Annotated in this window: 10 protein-coding genes; 4 read left to right on the forward strand and 6 right to left on the reverse strand. The window is 74.0% G+C overall.

Annotation, left to right across the window (positions count from 1 at the left end; all coding sequences use genetic code 11):
• Positions 1 to 190 precede the first annotated feature (190 nt).
• The 3 genes from ACFWA9_RS34135 (at position 191) to ACFWA9_RS34145 (ending at position 3,489) form a co-directional block, all read left to right on the forward strand.
• Complete coding sequence (locus tag ACFWA9_RS34135; RefSeq protein ID WP_380392551.1) at positions 191 to 1,369, forward strand: low temperature requirement protein A; 1,179 nt, start codon at positions 191 to 193, stop codon at positions 1,367 to 1,369.
• 230 nt (positions 1,370 to 1,599) lie between these two features.
• Entirely contained in the window at positions 1,600 to 2,277 is a 678-nt protein-coding gene (locus ACFWA9_RS34140) for a uracil-DNA glycosylase (RefSeq protein ID WP_352295664.1), read from the forward strand.
• A 354-nt stretch (positions 2,278 to 2,631) separates the two neighbouring features.
• Positions 2,632 to 3,489 (forward strand): glycoside hydrolase family 6 protein, encoded by an 858-nt coding sequence (locus ACFWA9_RS34145; RefSeq protein WP_352295656.1) that lies wholly within the window; start codon positions 2,632 to 2,634, stop codon positions 3,487 to 3,489.
• A gap of 71 nt (positions 3,490 to 3,560) precedes the next feature.
• Here the strand turns inward: ACFWA9_RS34145 and ACFWA9_RS34150 are convergent, their stop codons facing one another.
• The 6 genes from ACFWA9_RS34150 to ACFWA9_RS34175 all read right to left on the reverse strand — a co-directional run bounded on the left by ACFWA9_RS34150 (position 3,561) and on the right by ACFWA9_RS34175 (position 12,021).
• Positions 3,561 to 5,492, reverse strand: coding sequence for a galactose oxidase-like domain-containing protein (locus ACFWA9_RS34150; RefSeq protein ID WP_380392554.1), 1,932 nt, complete (start codon positions 5,490 to 5,492; stop codon positions 3,561 to 3,563).
• A 96-nt stretch (positions 5,493 to 5,588) separates the two neighbouring features.
• Positions 5,589 to 7,436, reverse strand: coding sequence for a glycosyltransferase family 2 protein (locus ACFWA9_RS34155; protein ID WP_380392564.1), 1,848 nt, complete (start codon positions 7,434 to 7,436; stop codon positions 5,589 to 5,591).
• 560 nt (positions 7,437 to 7,996) lie between these two features.
• Entirely contained in the window at positions 7,997 to 8,746 is a 750-nt protein-coding gene (locus tag ACFWA9_RS34160) for a 3-oxoacid CoA-transferase subunit B (protein WP_380392557.1), read from the reverse strand.
• A gap of 4 nt (positions 8,747 to 8,750) precedes the next feature.
• Positions 8,751 to 9,512, reverse strand: a complete 762-nt coding sequence (locus tag ACFWA9_RS34165) for a CoA transferase subunit A (RefSeq protein ID WP_352295652.1) — start codon at positions 9,510 to 9,512, stop codon at positions 8,751 to 8,753.
• 199 nt (positions 9,513 to 9,711) lie between these two features.
• Entirely contained in the window at positions 9,712 to 10,989 is a 1,278-nt protein-coding gene (locus ACFWA9_RS34170; protein WP_380392560.1) for a hypothetical protein, read from the reverse strand.
• 435 nt (positions 10,990 to 11,424) lie between these two features.
• On the reverse strand, positions 11,425 to 12,021 hold the full coding sequence (locus tag ACFWA9_RS34175) for a VTT domain-containing protein (RefSeq protein WP_352295648.1): 597 nt from the start codon (positions 12,019 to 12,021) through the stop codon (positions 11,425 to 11,427).
• A 496-nt stretch (positions 12,022 to 12,517) separates the two neighbouring features.
• Between ACFWA9_RS34175 and ACFWA9_RS34180 the strand changes: the two genes are divergently transcribed.
• Positions 12,518 to 13,621: an LLM class flavin-dependent oxidoreductase gene (locus ACFWA9_RS34180; RefSeq protein WP_329487787.1), complete on the forward strand. Its 1,104-nt coding sequence runs from the start codon at positions 12,518 to 12,520 to the stop codon at positions 13,619 to 13,621.
• Positions 13,622 to 13,671 lie beyond the last annotated feature (50 nt).

Raw genomic sequence — 13,671 nt, forward strand, 5'->3', positions numbered from 1 at the left:
GAAGCACCCCCTCCCAGCCGCCTCACGCAGTCGCGGGACCACCCCCTCCGAGCTCCCCCGAAGCCCCCGGCGGGGCCCCCCCCCCCCCGCCCCGCGGGCGGGCGCCGGGGGCGGGGGGGCCGGGGGCGGGGGCGGGGGGGGGGCCCGTCCGTTCGCGTGCGCCTGTTGCGTATGCGGAGGAGGGGGCGGGATGAGTACGGCGGGGGAGTCCCTCGACGAGAAGCGGGTGACCTGGGCGGAGCTCTACTTCGACCTGGTCTTCGTCTTCGCGGTCACGCAGGTCTCCGGCCTGCTGCACCACCACCACGACTGGGGCGGCGTCGCGCGGGCGCTGGTGGTGTTCGTCCCGGTGTACTGGTGCTGGGTGGGCACCACCGTGCAGGCCAACATCCGCGACGTGGACACCCCGAGGGACCGCCTCGGGATCCTCGCCGTCGGCCTGGCCGGCCTCTTCATGGCGCTGGCCGTGCCCGGCGCCTACGAGGGCCGGGGCGTGCTGCTCGGCGCCGGGTACTGGGCGGCCCGGGTGCTGCTGCTGGTGCTGCTGATCCGCGTCCCGGGCGTCTGGCGCGGGCCGTACGGGGTGGGCGTGCTGGTCAGCGGGCCGCTGCTGTTCGTGGGCGGGCTGCTCCCGGAGGGGCCGCGACTGGTGCTCTGGACGCTGGGCGCGCTCTGCGACCTGTCCGGCCCGGTGCTGTTCCGCAACCGGCTGGCCAAGGTGGCGTACCACCCGTCGCACATGCCGGAGCGGTTCGCGCTGTTCCTGCTGGTGGCGCTCGGCGAGTCGATCGTCGGGATCGGCGCCACGGCCGCCGCCGTCCGCCTCGACGCGGCCGAACTGGCCGCGGTGGCGGCGGCGTTCACCATCTCCGCCGGGCTCTGGTGGCAGTACTTCGTCTACGCGGCGGACGCCATGCGGCACGCCGTCACCGTCGCGGACTCCCGCCGGGACGTCATCCGCCGGGTGTTCCAGTACGGCCACCTCGCGCTGGTGGCCGGGGTGATCGCGGTCGCGGTCGGCTTCGGCGAGACGGTGGCCGACCCGCGGCGGGCCCTCGGGGCGGGCTCGGTGGCGCTGCTGTACGGGGGCTGCGGGCTGTACCTGCTGACCTTCGGCTACACCCGGTGGATGATGTTCCGCGCGGTGTCGACCACCCGGATCGTGGCGGCGGCGGTGGTGTTCGCCCTGGTGCCGGTGATGGTGCGGCTGCCGGCGCTCGTCGTCCTGGTGGTGCTGGCGGTGCTGGTGGTGGCGCTGAACGCGGTCGAGCACGTCCGGGTGGCGCGGGCCGCCGCTGCCGCCGCTCCCGCGGACGGTGCCGAGCCGCCCGGTGCCGAGCCGGTGGGTGCGGGCGCCGCGGCGGAGTGAGTTGTCGGTGGAGCTGTGTAGCGTTCGGTGTGGAAGAGGGCGGGCGGCGCGAGCGGCGCGGTACGCCGGAGGTCGGGGCGGTGCGGCGGTGAGCGGCCGTCCGGTGGGAGGTTGATGTCGTGACGGACACGGTCGAGGCAGGCGTGGTCGAGGCAGGCGTGGTCGAGGCAGGCGTGGTCGAGGCAGCCGGGGTCGAAGCAGGCGGGGCCGAAGCAGGGGCGGTCGGCGGGCTGGAGCTGCCGGAGTCCTGGCGCGAGGTGCTGGGCGCCGAGGTGGAGCAGCCCTACTTCGCCGCACTGGCGGCCTTCCTGGCGGCGGAGCGCGCGGAGCACCAGGTCTTCCCGCCGAGCGGGCAGGAGTTCTCGGCGCTGGAGGCCACGCCCTACGAGAAGGTCCGGGTGCTCGTCCTCGGCCAGGACCCGTACCACGACGACGGCCAGGCGCACGGCATGAGCTTCTCGGTGCTCCCGGGCACCCGGACGCCCCCGTCGCTGCGCAACATCTTCAAGGAGCTGAACGCCGACCTGGGCATCCCCGCCCCGGACAACGGCTACCTGATGCACTGGGCCGAGCAGGGCGTCCTGCTGCTCAACGCGGTCCTCACGGTGCGCGCGCACGAGGCCAACTCGCACAAGGCCAAGGGCTGGGAGAAGTTCACCGACGCGGTGATCAAGGCGGTGAGCGCGCGCGACGAGCCGGTGGTCTTCGTGCTCTGGGGCAACTACGCCAAGAAGAAGCTGCCGCTGATCGACACCACCAAGCACGTCGTGGTCCAGGGCGCCCACCCGTCGCCGCTCTCGGCCAAGCTGTTCTTCGGCAGCCGCCCCTTCTCGCAGATCAACGAGGCGCTGGCCGGCTTCGGCGTCGACCCGATCGACTGGCAGGTGCCGAACCTGAAGCAGGACTGACCACACGGCGGGCCGGGCATCGCGCCGGCCCGCCGTCACCGGCCGTTCACCGGCGTCGGCCGGAGGCCGGTACCCGGTGTGCGAAGCTGGGTGCCGACCTGGTCGCCGGACCGGGTCTGGGAGGGGCGGTACGTGCGCCGGGTATGGCGAGGGGCGGGGTTCCGGCTGGCCGTGGGGGCGGCGCTGCTGGGGCTGACGGCAGGGGTGGCGGGCTGCGGCGGCGGGAGTTCGGCCGACCCGCCGGGGAGTGCGGGCGCAGGGTCCGCCGCGGCGCCCGCGCCCGCCGGTTCTGCCACGGCGAGCGGCGGCGCCTCCGGTGCCGGGCCCGTCCAGCTGCCGGGTCAGACGTTCTACGTGTCCGACCGGACGTCCGCGGCCCGGCAGTTGGCCGCGCTGCGCGGTCAGGGCCGGACGGCCGAGGCCGACGCCCTCGCCGGGATCGCCTCCCAGCCCTCCTCGCAGTGGCTCGTCGACCAGGCCGCCGGGGGCAGCGTCGAGCAACTGAGCCGCCTGGCCGCCGAGGTGGACCGCACCCCGGTCTTCGTCGCGTACAACATCCCGCACCGGGACTGCGGCCAGTACTCGGCCGGCGGCGCGGCCGACGCCGCCGCCTACCGCTCCTGGATCACCGGCGTCGCCGAGGCGATCGGCGACCGCAAGGCCTGGGTGGTGCTGGAGCCGGACGCCGTCGCGCACACCCTGGACGGCTGCGGGGTCAAGGGCGAGACCGCCGCCGAGCGGTACGGCCTGCTGGCCTTCGCCGTCCAGGAGTTGAAGAAGCGTCCGCAGGTCCGGGTCTACCTGGACGCGGGGAACCCCGGCTGGGCCCAGGACCCGTCGGCGATGGCCGGGGCGCTGAGCAAGTCCGGCGTCGCCGTGGCGGACGGCTTCGCCGTGAACGTCTCCAACTTCTACAGCACCGACCGCGACGCGGCGTACGGCGCCGAACTCTCCGCCGCGCTGGGCGGGAAGCACTTCGTCATCGACACCAGCCGCAACGGCAACGGCCCGCTGAGCAGCGAGGCCTGGTGCAACCCGCCCGGCCGCGCGCTGGGCGAGCCGCCCACCGCCGCCACCGGCCGGCCCGGGGTGGACGCGTACCTGTGGATCAAGAACCCGGGTGAGTCGGACGGCGAGTGCGGCCGCGGCGAGCCCCGGGCGGGCGAGTTCTGGCTGCCGTACGCCTTGGGGCTGGTGCGCGGGGGCGCGTAGCCGGGCGGCCGCGCCGGGTGTTCGGGAGCGAGGGGTGGTCAGGCGCGCCGGGTGTTCGGGGCGCCCGGGGATCAGGCGGTCACCTGGATCCAGCGCGCGACCGACGGGGTGCCGGCCCGGTCCGTCACGAACAGCATGTACCAGCCGGGCGGCAGCAGGTCGGGGTTGCCGGGCAGGGTGAGGGCGACCCCGCCGGCCGAGCGGGCGCCGACGGCCAGGGCCACCGAGCGCTGCTCGACGTCGGTCGCGTGGGTGACCGAACTCGGCCGGACCAGCTTGGCGGTGGCGATGCCCGCCGGGTCCGGGGTGCCCACCGTGAGCGTGCTGCCGAGCTTCGCGCCGGCCGGGGCGTCGGTCACCCGCGGCCGCGCGCCGTGGAACAGGTACGGCGGGGTGTAGATCTCGATCCGCTGCTCGAAGGTGCCCGGTTCGGTGTCGGCCTTGTCCGCGAAGAGCGGGTCGGAGCCGAGGACCACCACCCGGCCGTCGGGCAGCAGCAGCGCCTCCGAGTGGTAGTCGCGTCCGACGGTCGGCTCGGCCGCGGCGCTGAAGGTGTTGGTGTCCGGGTGGTAGACCTGCGACTTGAGCAGGTCGCTGCGGTGCTTGCCGCGGTAGTCGCGGGAGCCGCCGGTGGTGAACACGGTGTCGTTCGGCAGGATCACGCTGTTGAGGTAGCGGGTGCCGCCGGCGGGCAGGTCCGGCCCGGGGGTGAAGGCGGGCTTCGGGGCGGAGAGGTCGGCGATGTCGGTGCGCGCGGTGGAGAGCGGTGACTCGCCGACGCCCCCGCCGCCGAGCACCATCACCTTCTGCGCCTGGGCGGGCGGCAGCAGGACGGAGGACGAGGTCTCGGTGAGCGCGGGGTCGCGCAGCCCCGGGACGGGCTGGAAGCTGTTGTCCCGCAGGTCCCAGAGCCCCGGGTCGCGGCCCTGGTCCGCCGGGCCGTAGCCCGCGTTGGAGCCGGAGTAGAAGAGCTTGCCGGAGGCGGTCAGGAAGATCGAGGGGTAGGTCGGGAAGTAGCGGTCGGGCGCCTTCGACCAGGTCTTGCGGGCCGGGTCGTAGATCTCGTTGTCGTTGCCGCCGAGGATCTGCCCGGTGTCGTCCAGCCCCGAGACGGTGACCACCCGCCCGTCGCCCAGCCCGGTGAGCGTCGGGTACCAGCGGGCGTACGCCATGTCGGTGACCTGCTCGTACAGCTCGGTGTCCGGGTTGAACTCGAAGGCGGAGCGGATGCCCTGGAAGTCCTGCTTCTCCAGGGTCAGCCGGTCGGCCATGCCGTAGAGGTTGCGGGCGTCGGCGCCGTCCAGGCCCTTGATCGCGTACTGGGCGGGGGAGTCCTCGACGGACCCGGTGCCCGCCGCCACCGCCTCCACGAACACGTGCTGCTCGCCGGCCTTCACCACCGTCCGGTCGCCGGATCCGGTCTTCGTCGCGGCCGGGACGGTCACCTCGGCGGTGGACAGGTAGGTGTGGCCGCCGGGGCCGGTGAACACCGTGCCCTGGGGGAAGGTGCGGGCCGCGTCCGGGTTCTCGTTGCGCACCCGCATGGTGCCGGCCGCCTTCTTCACGGCGCCGTCCAGCGCCTCGTAGCGCAGGGTGCCGCCGGCCACCAGCAGCCGGCCGTCGGGCAGCGCGGTGTGGCCGCCGCAGAACATGTCCGCCGGGGTCGGGATCCGCCGGTAGGTGTCGGCGGCGGGGTCCCAGAGCAGGCTCTTGAAGGAGCCCGCGTCGAAGCTGCGCCGGTCGTTCCCGGAGCCGGCGATGATCAGCACCTTGCCGGTGCGCAGCAGGCTGGCGTGGACGGCGTTGATCCGGAACTCGGCCGGGAGGACGACGGTCTGCCAGTGGCCGTACTCGGCCTGGTAGGCCGGGCGGTTGATCACGTACTGGTGGTACTGCTCGTGGGCGAAGCCGAGGACGGCCGGCGCGTTCATCCCGGCCACGGTCAGGGCGACCGTGCTGCCGAGGGCGAAGCGCCTGGTCCGGCCGGCGTTGCGGATCCTCACGGTGGGTGGTCCCTCCTACTGCGGCGCGACGACGGGCGGGTTCGACGGGCTGGTTCGACGGGCCGGGGCTGAGCGGCCGTGGGGCAGCGGCCGGGGTCAGCGGCCGGTGGCGGCGGGCGCCGTGGCCTCGGTGCTCTGCGTGCCGGGGGCGGCCCCGGCACGCTCCCCGGCCCGGGGCTGCCGCGGGACCCTCGGGGCGGCGGCGCCGGTGACCGTGAGCGTGGAGATCGGCCGGGCCCGCCCGCGGCGGACCGCGTCGGCGGCCAGCACGAGCATCGGCAGCAGGCTCAGCAGCAGCGCCAGGCAGGCCCAGGTGCGCATGGCGAGGTGGTCGTGGCCGGTGAAGAACGAGGCCGTGACCGCCCCGCCGAACACCAGCGCCCAGAACAGGTGGACGCGGAACGTCGCCACCCCGTCGGGGCTGGCCGAGCGGCCCTTCGGCGTCACCACGAACCGGCTGCGCCGGCGGAGCAGGGCCTGGAGGAGCGAGGCCGCGTAGATCGGCCCGCACAGCGCCGACATCGCCATGCCCGCCACCCCGGACGACCCGGCCGGCTCGTGCGGGCTGACGTTGTGCTTGCGGTTCCAGGTGTAGAGCAGCACCTGGAGGGCGGCGGCGTCGCTGTAGAGCATCATCCAGATCTCCGAGGAGACGTGGACCCCGGAGGCCCCGAAGCCCAGGTAGAGCACGCTCGACACCCCGCCGAGCAGCCAGGTCAGCGCCGCCATCGGGTAGAAGCAGACCATCAGCGTGTAGTTGAGCAGCCGGCCGGGCGACAGCCGCCAGGCGGCCCGCCAGTACTGGGTCAGGAGCGTCTCGTAGGTGCCCCGGCTCCAGCGGAGCTGCTGGGAGAAGAAGTCCGTCCAGGAGGAGGGGCCCTCGCCGACCGCCAGGACGTCCGGGGTGTAGACCGACCGCCAGCGCGCCCCGGTGGCCGGGTTGCGGCGGCGGTGGAACTCCAGCCCGGTCGCCATGTCCTCGGTGATCGAGTCGGACAGCCCGCCGATCGACCGCAGCGCGCCGATCCGCACCGCGTTGTTGGTGCCGACGAACATCGGCGCGCCGTAGCGGTTGCCCGCCCGCTGGATCAGCGCGTGGAACAGGAACTGCTGGCTCTCGGAGAACCGGGTGACCGCCGAACCCGAGCTGCGGTAGTTCCCGTACACCTGCGGGCCGACCACGAACGCCACGTCCTCGTCCCGGAAGTACCCCAGCATCCGCTCGCCGAACTCGGGGAGCGGGACGTGGTCGGTGTCCACCGAGAGCCAGAAGTCGTAGGCGGCGCCGTGGGCCTGGAGCCAGCTGTTGTAGTTGCCGTGCTTGCTCCCGGCGCGGAACCGCCCCTCGGGCCTGTTCCACGGCCCGATGCCGCGCCGGCTGAAGTGCCGCACGCCCAGGTGGGCGCAGAGCGCGCGCATCGCGGGATCGTTCCCCTCGTCGAGCAGCCAGACGTCGTACGGTCCGTCGTGCCGGACGGCGAGCGCGGCGACCAGGGTGGTGCGCACCAGCTCCGGCGGCTCCTTGCCCGGTACGCAGGTGGTGAGGAACGCGACCCGGGTGCCCGGTTCGGGCGTGACCGGCACGGGGTCGCGGGCGACCAGCGTGGCGTGGGTGTTGGAGACGACGTTGACCAGGCGGAACAGCTCGACGACCGCGATGATCGTGACCATCGCCTTGTCGGCGATCAGCAGCCAGGCGTGCGTCTCGCCCGGCCGGACCGGCCAGTGGCCGGGGAGCAGCAGCCAGACCAGCAGCACCGACTCGACCGCCGGGGCGGCCAGCAGGAGCAGCGCGGCCCGGATCCGGTGCGGCTCCCGGCGCAGCAGGCTCCGGTAGCGGACGCGGTAGGGGCCGGGGGTGTCGCCGCCGTCGCCCGGGGTGGTGGCCGGACCGGCGAGCCGGCTGAAGTGGGCGTAGTCGTACGGGGCTTCGGGGACGGCCAGGGAAGCACCGGGCGCGCTCTCTTCGCGCGGGCGCCGCGAGAACTGCTTGACCACCTGTGGCTCCCCCCGTGGCCGGCCGCTCGGGCCGGCTCGATCGTGCGTGCTCCGACCGGAGGTGTGCGATCCGATGCCCAGTGGCTGTGCCTGGGCGTCCTGGAAGGCCGCTCCCCCCGGAGCCTGGCCTTCGAAGCGGGGCGCCGCCCGGGCGACTGCGGTGTCGCCGGGCGGCTCCCGGGCGGCATCGGTGAAACGTGTACGACCGATCATCGCGCGCGGTCGTCCGGCCACTTCGAAGGCGGGGTCCCGGCGCGCTCTCCGGACTCCCTTCCGGGTGCGCGGGACCTTCTGGCTGCCCCAACTCTCCCGGAGGGTTGGCGTGATCGCAACCAGTCCTCGAAACGATCATCGCGCGGGGGTGAGGATATGACGATTCCCGGCCATGCGACCCGAGGTGGTGTGACGAGGGGATGATTCCTGCCTCGCGTACGCGGGCCGGTCGGACGGACGAGCGAAGGCCGGACCGCCGTACGGGTGGTCCGGCCTCCGCGCGGGTACCTCGGTCAGGACGGCGGCAGCAGGGCCGTGCCGGTCGCGGCGCGGACCTCGTCGAACGAGACGCCCGGCGCCGTCTCGACCAGGCGCAGCCCGCCGGGCGTGACGTCGACGACGGCCAGGTCGGTGACGATCCGGTCGACGACGCCCCGCCCGGTGGCCGGGAGCGAGAGCTCCTCGACGATCTTCGGCGAACCGTCCCGGGCGGTGTGCTCCATGACCACGATCAGCCGGCGGGCGCCGTGCACCAGATCCATCGCGCCGCCCATGCCCTTGACCATCTTGCCCGGGATCATCCAGTTGGCGAGATCGCCGGCGGCCGAGACCTGCATCGCGCCGAGCACCGAGACGTCGATCCGCCCGGACCGGACCATGCCGAAGGAGAACGCCGAATCGAAGTACGAGGCGCCGGCGGTGACGGTCACGGTCTCCTTGCCCGCGTTGATCAGATCGGGGTCCTCGGTGCCCTCCAGGGGGTACGGGCCGACGCCGAGGACGCCGTTCTCCGAATGCAGCACCACCCGCACGCCCGGCGGGAGGTGACCGGGGATCAGGGTCGGCAGGCCGATCCCCAGGTTCACGTACTGGCCGTCCCGGAGCTCCCGCGCGGCCCGCGCGGCGAGCGCGTTCCGGGCGTCGGCAGCGCTCCGGGCGTCCGCGTCGGCAGCGCTTCGGGCGTCCGGGGCGTTCCGGGATTCGGGCGCCCGGCCCGGGGCGGCGACGGACCGCGGGGCGGCGGCGAAGGTCTCGGCGGTCATCGGCTCAGGCCTCCTGGAGCGCGGTGCGGACGGTGCGGCGCTCGACGCGGCGGTCGGCGGGATCGGCGAGGACCAGGCGGTCGACGTACACCCCGGGCAGGTGGACGGCGTCCGGCTCCAGCGCGCCCGGTTCGACGATCCGGTCGGCCTCGACCAGCGTGGTCCGGCCGGCCGTGGCGCAGAGCGGGTTGAAGTTGCGGGCGGCGGCGTGGAACACGCAGTTGCCGTGCCGGTCCGCGACCTCGGCGCGGACCAGCGCGAAGTCGGCGGTGACGGCCTCCTCCAGCAGGTAGCGGCGCCCGCCGAACTCCCTGACCTCCTTCGGCGGCGAGGCCAGCGCCACCGAACCGTCCGCGCCGTAGCGCCAGGGCAGCCCGCCCTCCTCGACCTGGGTGCCGACCCCGGCCGGGGTGAAGAACGCGGGGATGCCCGCGCCCCCGGCGCGCAGCCGTTCGGCGAGGGTGCCCTGCGGGGTCAGCTCCACCTCCAGCTCGCCGGAGAGGTACTGCCGGGCGAACTCCTTGTTCTCCCCGACGTAGGAGGAGGTCATCCGGGCGATCCGGCCGGCCCGCAGCAGCAGGCCGAGCCCCCAGTCGTCCACCCCGCAGTTGTTGGAGACGACGTGCAGGCCGGTGGCGCGGGTGGCGGCCAGGGCGCCGATCAGGGTGCTGGGGATGCCGCAGAGGCCGAAGCCGCCGACGGCCAGCACCGCTCCGTCGGGGATGTCCCCGACCGCTTCGGCGGCGGAGTCCAGGACCTTGTCCACAGGGTCACCTCGTGAGGGGGAGGGGGCGGAGGAACGCCCCACCACCGTCCCCGAGCGCGGGGCACGGCGACCATGTCGCCCGGCCCCACGCCGGCGCGCGGACACATGGCCGGCGCCCACACCCGGCACCTCCGCGCCCCGGGCGTCCGCGTACCGCGCCCGCGCCCCGGGTGCCCGCCCGCCGCGCCTCAGGAGTCGGTCACCCGGCGGCGCCGAGGAAGGTCCCCCACCCGCCGGCCGGTGCCTGCCCGACGTTCAGCGAGCGCAGCTTGCGGATGGTGGACTGGTCCTGGACCTCCAGCCACTCGACCAGCTGGCGGAAGGAGACCAGCCGGACCTCCGGCTTGCCGGCGATGGTCTTGAGCGTCTCCTCGACGGCGTCCATGTAGATCCCGCCGTTCCACTGCTCGAAGTGGTTGCCGATGAAGAAGGGCGCGCGGTTGCCGTTGTAGGCCCGGTCGAACCCGGCCAGGTAGGAGTCCCGGGCCTGGGAGCGCCAGTCGTCGTACTTCGCCGGGTCGCCCTTGGTGCTGCCGGCCGACTGGTTGGCGAGGATGTTGTAGTCCATCGAGAGCACCTGGAACGAGTGCCCGGGGAACGGGATGCTCTGCAGCGGGAAGTCCCAGACCTTGCCGTCCTGCACCTTCTGCGGCCATATCTGAAGGCCGCCGGAGGAACTGGCGTCGTACTTCCACCCCAGGGCGGCCGCGGTCGGCAGCAGGGCCTTCTGCCCCTCCAGGCACGGGGTGCGCCCGCCGATGAGCTCCTTCTTGTAGTCGAAGGGGAGCGGGTCGACGTCGGTGAAGCCGGTGTTGGTGCGCCACTGGGTCACGAAGGAGACCGCCTGGTCGATCTCGCTCTGCCAGTCCTCGGGCGTCCACTTGTTGACGCCGTTGCCGTCCGAACGGGTCGAGCAGAAGTGCCCGTTGAAGTGGGTGCCGATCTCGTGGCCGGCCAGCCAGGCCTGGCTGATCAGCTTGATCGTGCTCTTCACCGCGCCGTCCGACAGGTACGGGATGTCGGACGCGCCGACCGAGTGCTTCGGCGGGTGGTACAGATCGGCCTTGCCCTTGGGGAGGGTGTAGATCCCGGAGAGGAAGAAGGTCATGGCGGCCTTGTGTTCCTCGGCCAGCTTCAGGAAGCGGGGGAACTGGTTGTCGTCGGTGCCGCCGGCGCCGTCCCAGGAGAAGACCACGAACTGCGGCGGCCGCTCGCCGGGCTTGAGCTTCTCCGGCTTGGGCTGGTTCGGCTGGGGGCCGGTGTCGGAGGTGGAGCCGTCCCCGATCGGCGTGCCCTTGGCACCCCCCTTGGTCGGCGTACCCGTCGCCGCCGGCCCGCCGGTGCCGGTACCGGTGCCGGCGGGGGCGGAGGAACTCGATCCTGAACCCGATCCGCTGCTGGAACACGCCGCCGCCGCCCCGAGCGCGACGGTCGCGGCGGTGGCGCTGAGCACGGTCCTGCGCGAGATGCTGGTCATGGTCTCCCCTGGGTGCCGCCGGCCGGGTCGAAGGGCGCCAGTGGGCCGCACCGGTCATATCGGGCAATTGATATGTAATACGCCGTTAGCATGTCATGTGACCGCGGAAGGCATCAAGGCAGCAGAAGCCCCGAGGTCCAACAACAGCCAACACGCCTACCCGGCATCGACCGGCTGCAACGGTCGGCCTTCTGTTGCGGTCCTGTGACGTTTTGCACGGTCTTGGGCGATCGGCTCCCGGCGGGGGCGGGTGAGCGGTCCTCCGCGCGCCACCGGAACCGCGAACTCCGGTACGCCGCGGGGTCCGACGCCGCAGGGCGGAGGCCGGAGTGGGAGCTGGGGCGGAGGGGCCGCACGGGCGCGGCACCGCGCGTCGACGACGCCGCGGTGCCGCAGGAGCCCTCGACGCGGTTCCGCACCCACGCCGGTGCGGCGTCAGGTGACGACGAGCCGGCGGTTGCGCCGCACGATCCGGGCGATCGCGGTGCTGATCACGGTCGCGGCGGCGCAGGAGACCGCGAGGCTCAGCCAGGCGGTGTCGAACCAGTGGCTGTTGAGCCAGCCCAGCGTGACGATGTAGGCGGCCCAGACCAGGGCGGCCAGGGCCGACCAGCGCAGGAAGCGGTACGGCTCGGCGGGGGAGTGCCCGATGGCCAGGTCCAGCACGGTCCGGCCGGCCGGCACGAACCGCGCGACCACCACCATGGCGGCCGCGGCCCCGGTGGTGCGCCCGTCCAGCGCCTGCTGGACCCGGGCCACGCTGGCCGCCAGCTGCGGCCGGTGTTCGAGCCGTCGCTGCAGCGAGGGGGCGCCCCGGCGGGCCAGCCGGAGCAGCAGGAGGTCTCCCAGGAAGGAGGCGATCGCCACCCCGAGCCCCAGCACCACCGGGGCGCCGTCTATCTGGGCCGTCTTGAGCACGGCCAGGATGACCAGCGTCCCGCTGGGGATGAAGGGGAGAAAGGCGTCGCCGAGTACGGCGCAGAGAGCCAGGGCGCAGATCCATGAGGATCCGATCACCGTCGCGATGTCCAAGTCAGGTACTCCCTCCAGGCTGCCCGGGGGAGCAGATGGCTGCAGGGGACAACGCTAGCGCCTCGACTTTTCATGCCATGAAGCACCCCGGCTGTGCTCGGCCTCACACGACGCGAGCCCCTGGAGCGGGGTGCCGTTCCAGGGGCTCGCGGGGATCGATCGGTGCTGGTCCAGCCCGACGACCTTGCAGGTGGGAGTGGATCCCGTTGGGTGATCCGCTCTGCGTCCTAGCCTGCCGGACGCCGCCCGCCCGTCGCGAGCCCTGCGGCTGGCGACTTCCCGCGCTGGCGTGAAGTCGCCACACGTGTTCGCGCGCTGGCTCTGAGTCAGCCGAACGGTCGGTAGGCGGGTGGTCGCACGGTGGAGCCGGGGAGCGGGAACACCCGGCCCGGCGGCGTGGTTGACCCCCCTTGGCAGTGGCGGGGCCGCGGACGAGGTGCGCGGCCGTCCCAGACGCCACACGGACACCGGCAGGACGGCCAGGAGGGCGGACGGCATGACCACCGACGACCAGCAGGAGCGCGGGCCCGGACCGCGGAGCCACGCGGCGATCCGGGGCACCGCCCGGGGCTCGGCGCCCGCGCCGCTCTCCATCCTGGACCTGGCCACCGTGGGCGCCGGCTACACCCCGGCCGAGGCGCTGGCCTCGACCACGGCCCTGGCCCGCAGCGCCGAGGAGTGGGGCTACCACCGGTTCTGGGTCGCCGAGCACCACGGCATGCCGGGCGTCGCCAGCTCGACGCCCGCCGTCCTGCTCGCCCACCTCGGGGCCCACACCACGACGCTGCGGCTCGGGTCCGGGGGCGTGATGCTGCCCAACCACGCGCCGCTGGGGATCGCGGAGCAGTTCGGCCTCCTGGAGGCGCTGCACCCCGGCCGGATCGACCTCGGGCTCGGCCGCGCCCCCGGCACCGACCCCGCGACCGCCCGGGCGCTGCGGCGCGGCCTCGCCGAGGGGGCCGACGACTTCCCCCAGCAGCTCTCCGAGCTGACCCACTTCCTGGACGGCGACTTCCCGGACGGCCACCCCTACGCCCGGCTCGCGGCCGTCCCCCGGAGTGCCGGCCGGCCGCCGATCTGGCTGCTCGGCTCCTCCGGCTTCAGCGCCCAGCTGGCCGGCCGGCTCGGTCTGCCGTTCGCCTTCGCCCACCACTTCAGCAGCACCAACACCATCCCGGCCCTCGACCTCTACCGGTCGTCGTTCCGCCCCTCGGCCGTGCTCGCCGAGCCGTACGCGCTGATCGGGGTGAACGCGGTCGCGGCCGACGACCGGGAGGCCGCCCGCAGGCTCGCGCGCTCCTCGGCGCTCGGCATGCTGCGCCTGCGCCGGGGGAACCCGGGCCCGATCCCCACCCCCGAGGAGGCGGAGAGCTACCCGTACAGCCCGGTGGAGGCCGACTTCGTGGACGACTGGCTGGGCAACGTCGTCCTCGGCTCGCCCGGCGAGGTCGCCGACGGGCTGGAGTCGCTGCGCAAGCGGACGGGGGTGGACGAGCTGATGGTCACCTCGCACATCCACGGCCACGAGGCCAGGCACCGCTCGTACGGGCTGATCGCCCGGGCCTACGGGCTCACCGGCGAGGCCGCCGCCGGCGCCTGAGCCCACCGGCGGGTCCGGTTCCCGGCCCGGCCGCGCCCCCGACCGGGGCG

Origin of the sequence: Kitasatospora sp. NPDC059973, assembly GCF_042737525.1 — a bacterium.
Classification (GTDB): Bacteria; Actinomycetota; Actinomycetes; order Streptomycetales; family Streptomycetaceae; genus Kitasatospora.

What these genes read in the sequence shown, in the direction of transcription:
- ACFWA9_RS34135 (WP_380392551.1), top strand. Translation starts at nt 191, where the DNA reads ATGAGTACGGCGGGGGAGTCCCTCGACGAGAAGCGGGTGACCTGGGCG.
- ACFWA9_RS34180 (WP_329487787.1), top strand. Translation starts at nt 12,518, where the DNA reads ATGACCACCGACGACCAGCAGGAGCGCGGGCCCGGACCGCGGAGCCAC.
- ACFWA9_RS34170 (WP_380392560.1), bottom strand. Translation starts at nt 10,989, where the DNA reads ATGACCAGCATCTCGCGCAGGACCGTGCTCAGCGCCACCGCCGCGACC.
- ACFWA9_RS34160 (WP_380392557.1), bottom strand. Translation starts at nt 8,746, where the DNA reads ATGACCGCCGAGACCTTCGCCGCCGCCCCGCGGTCCGTCGCCGCCCCG.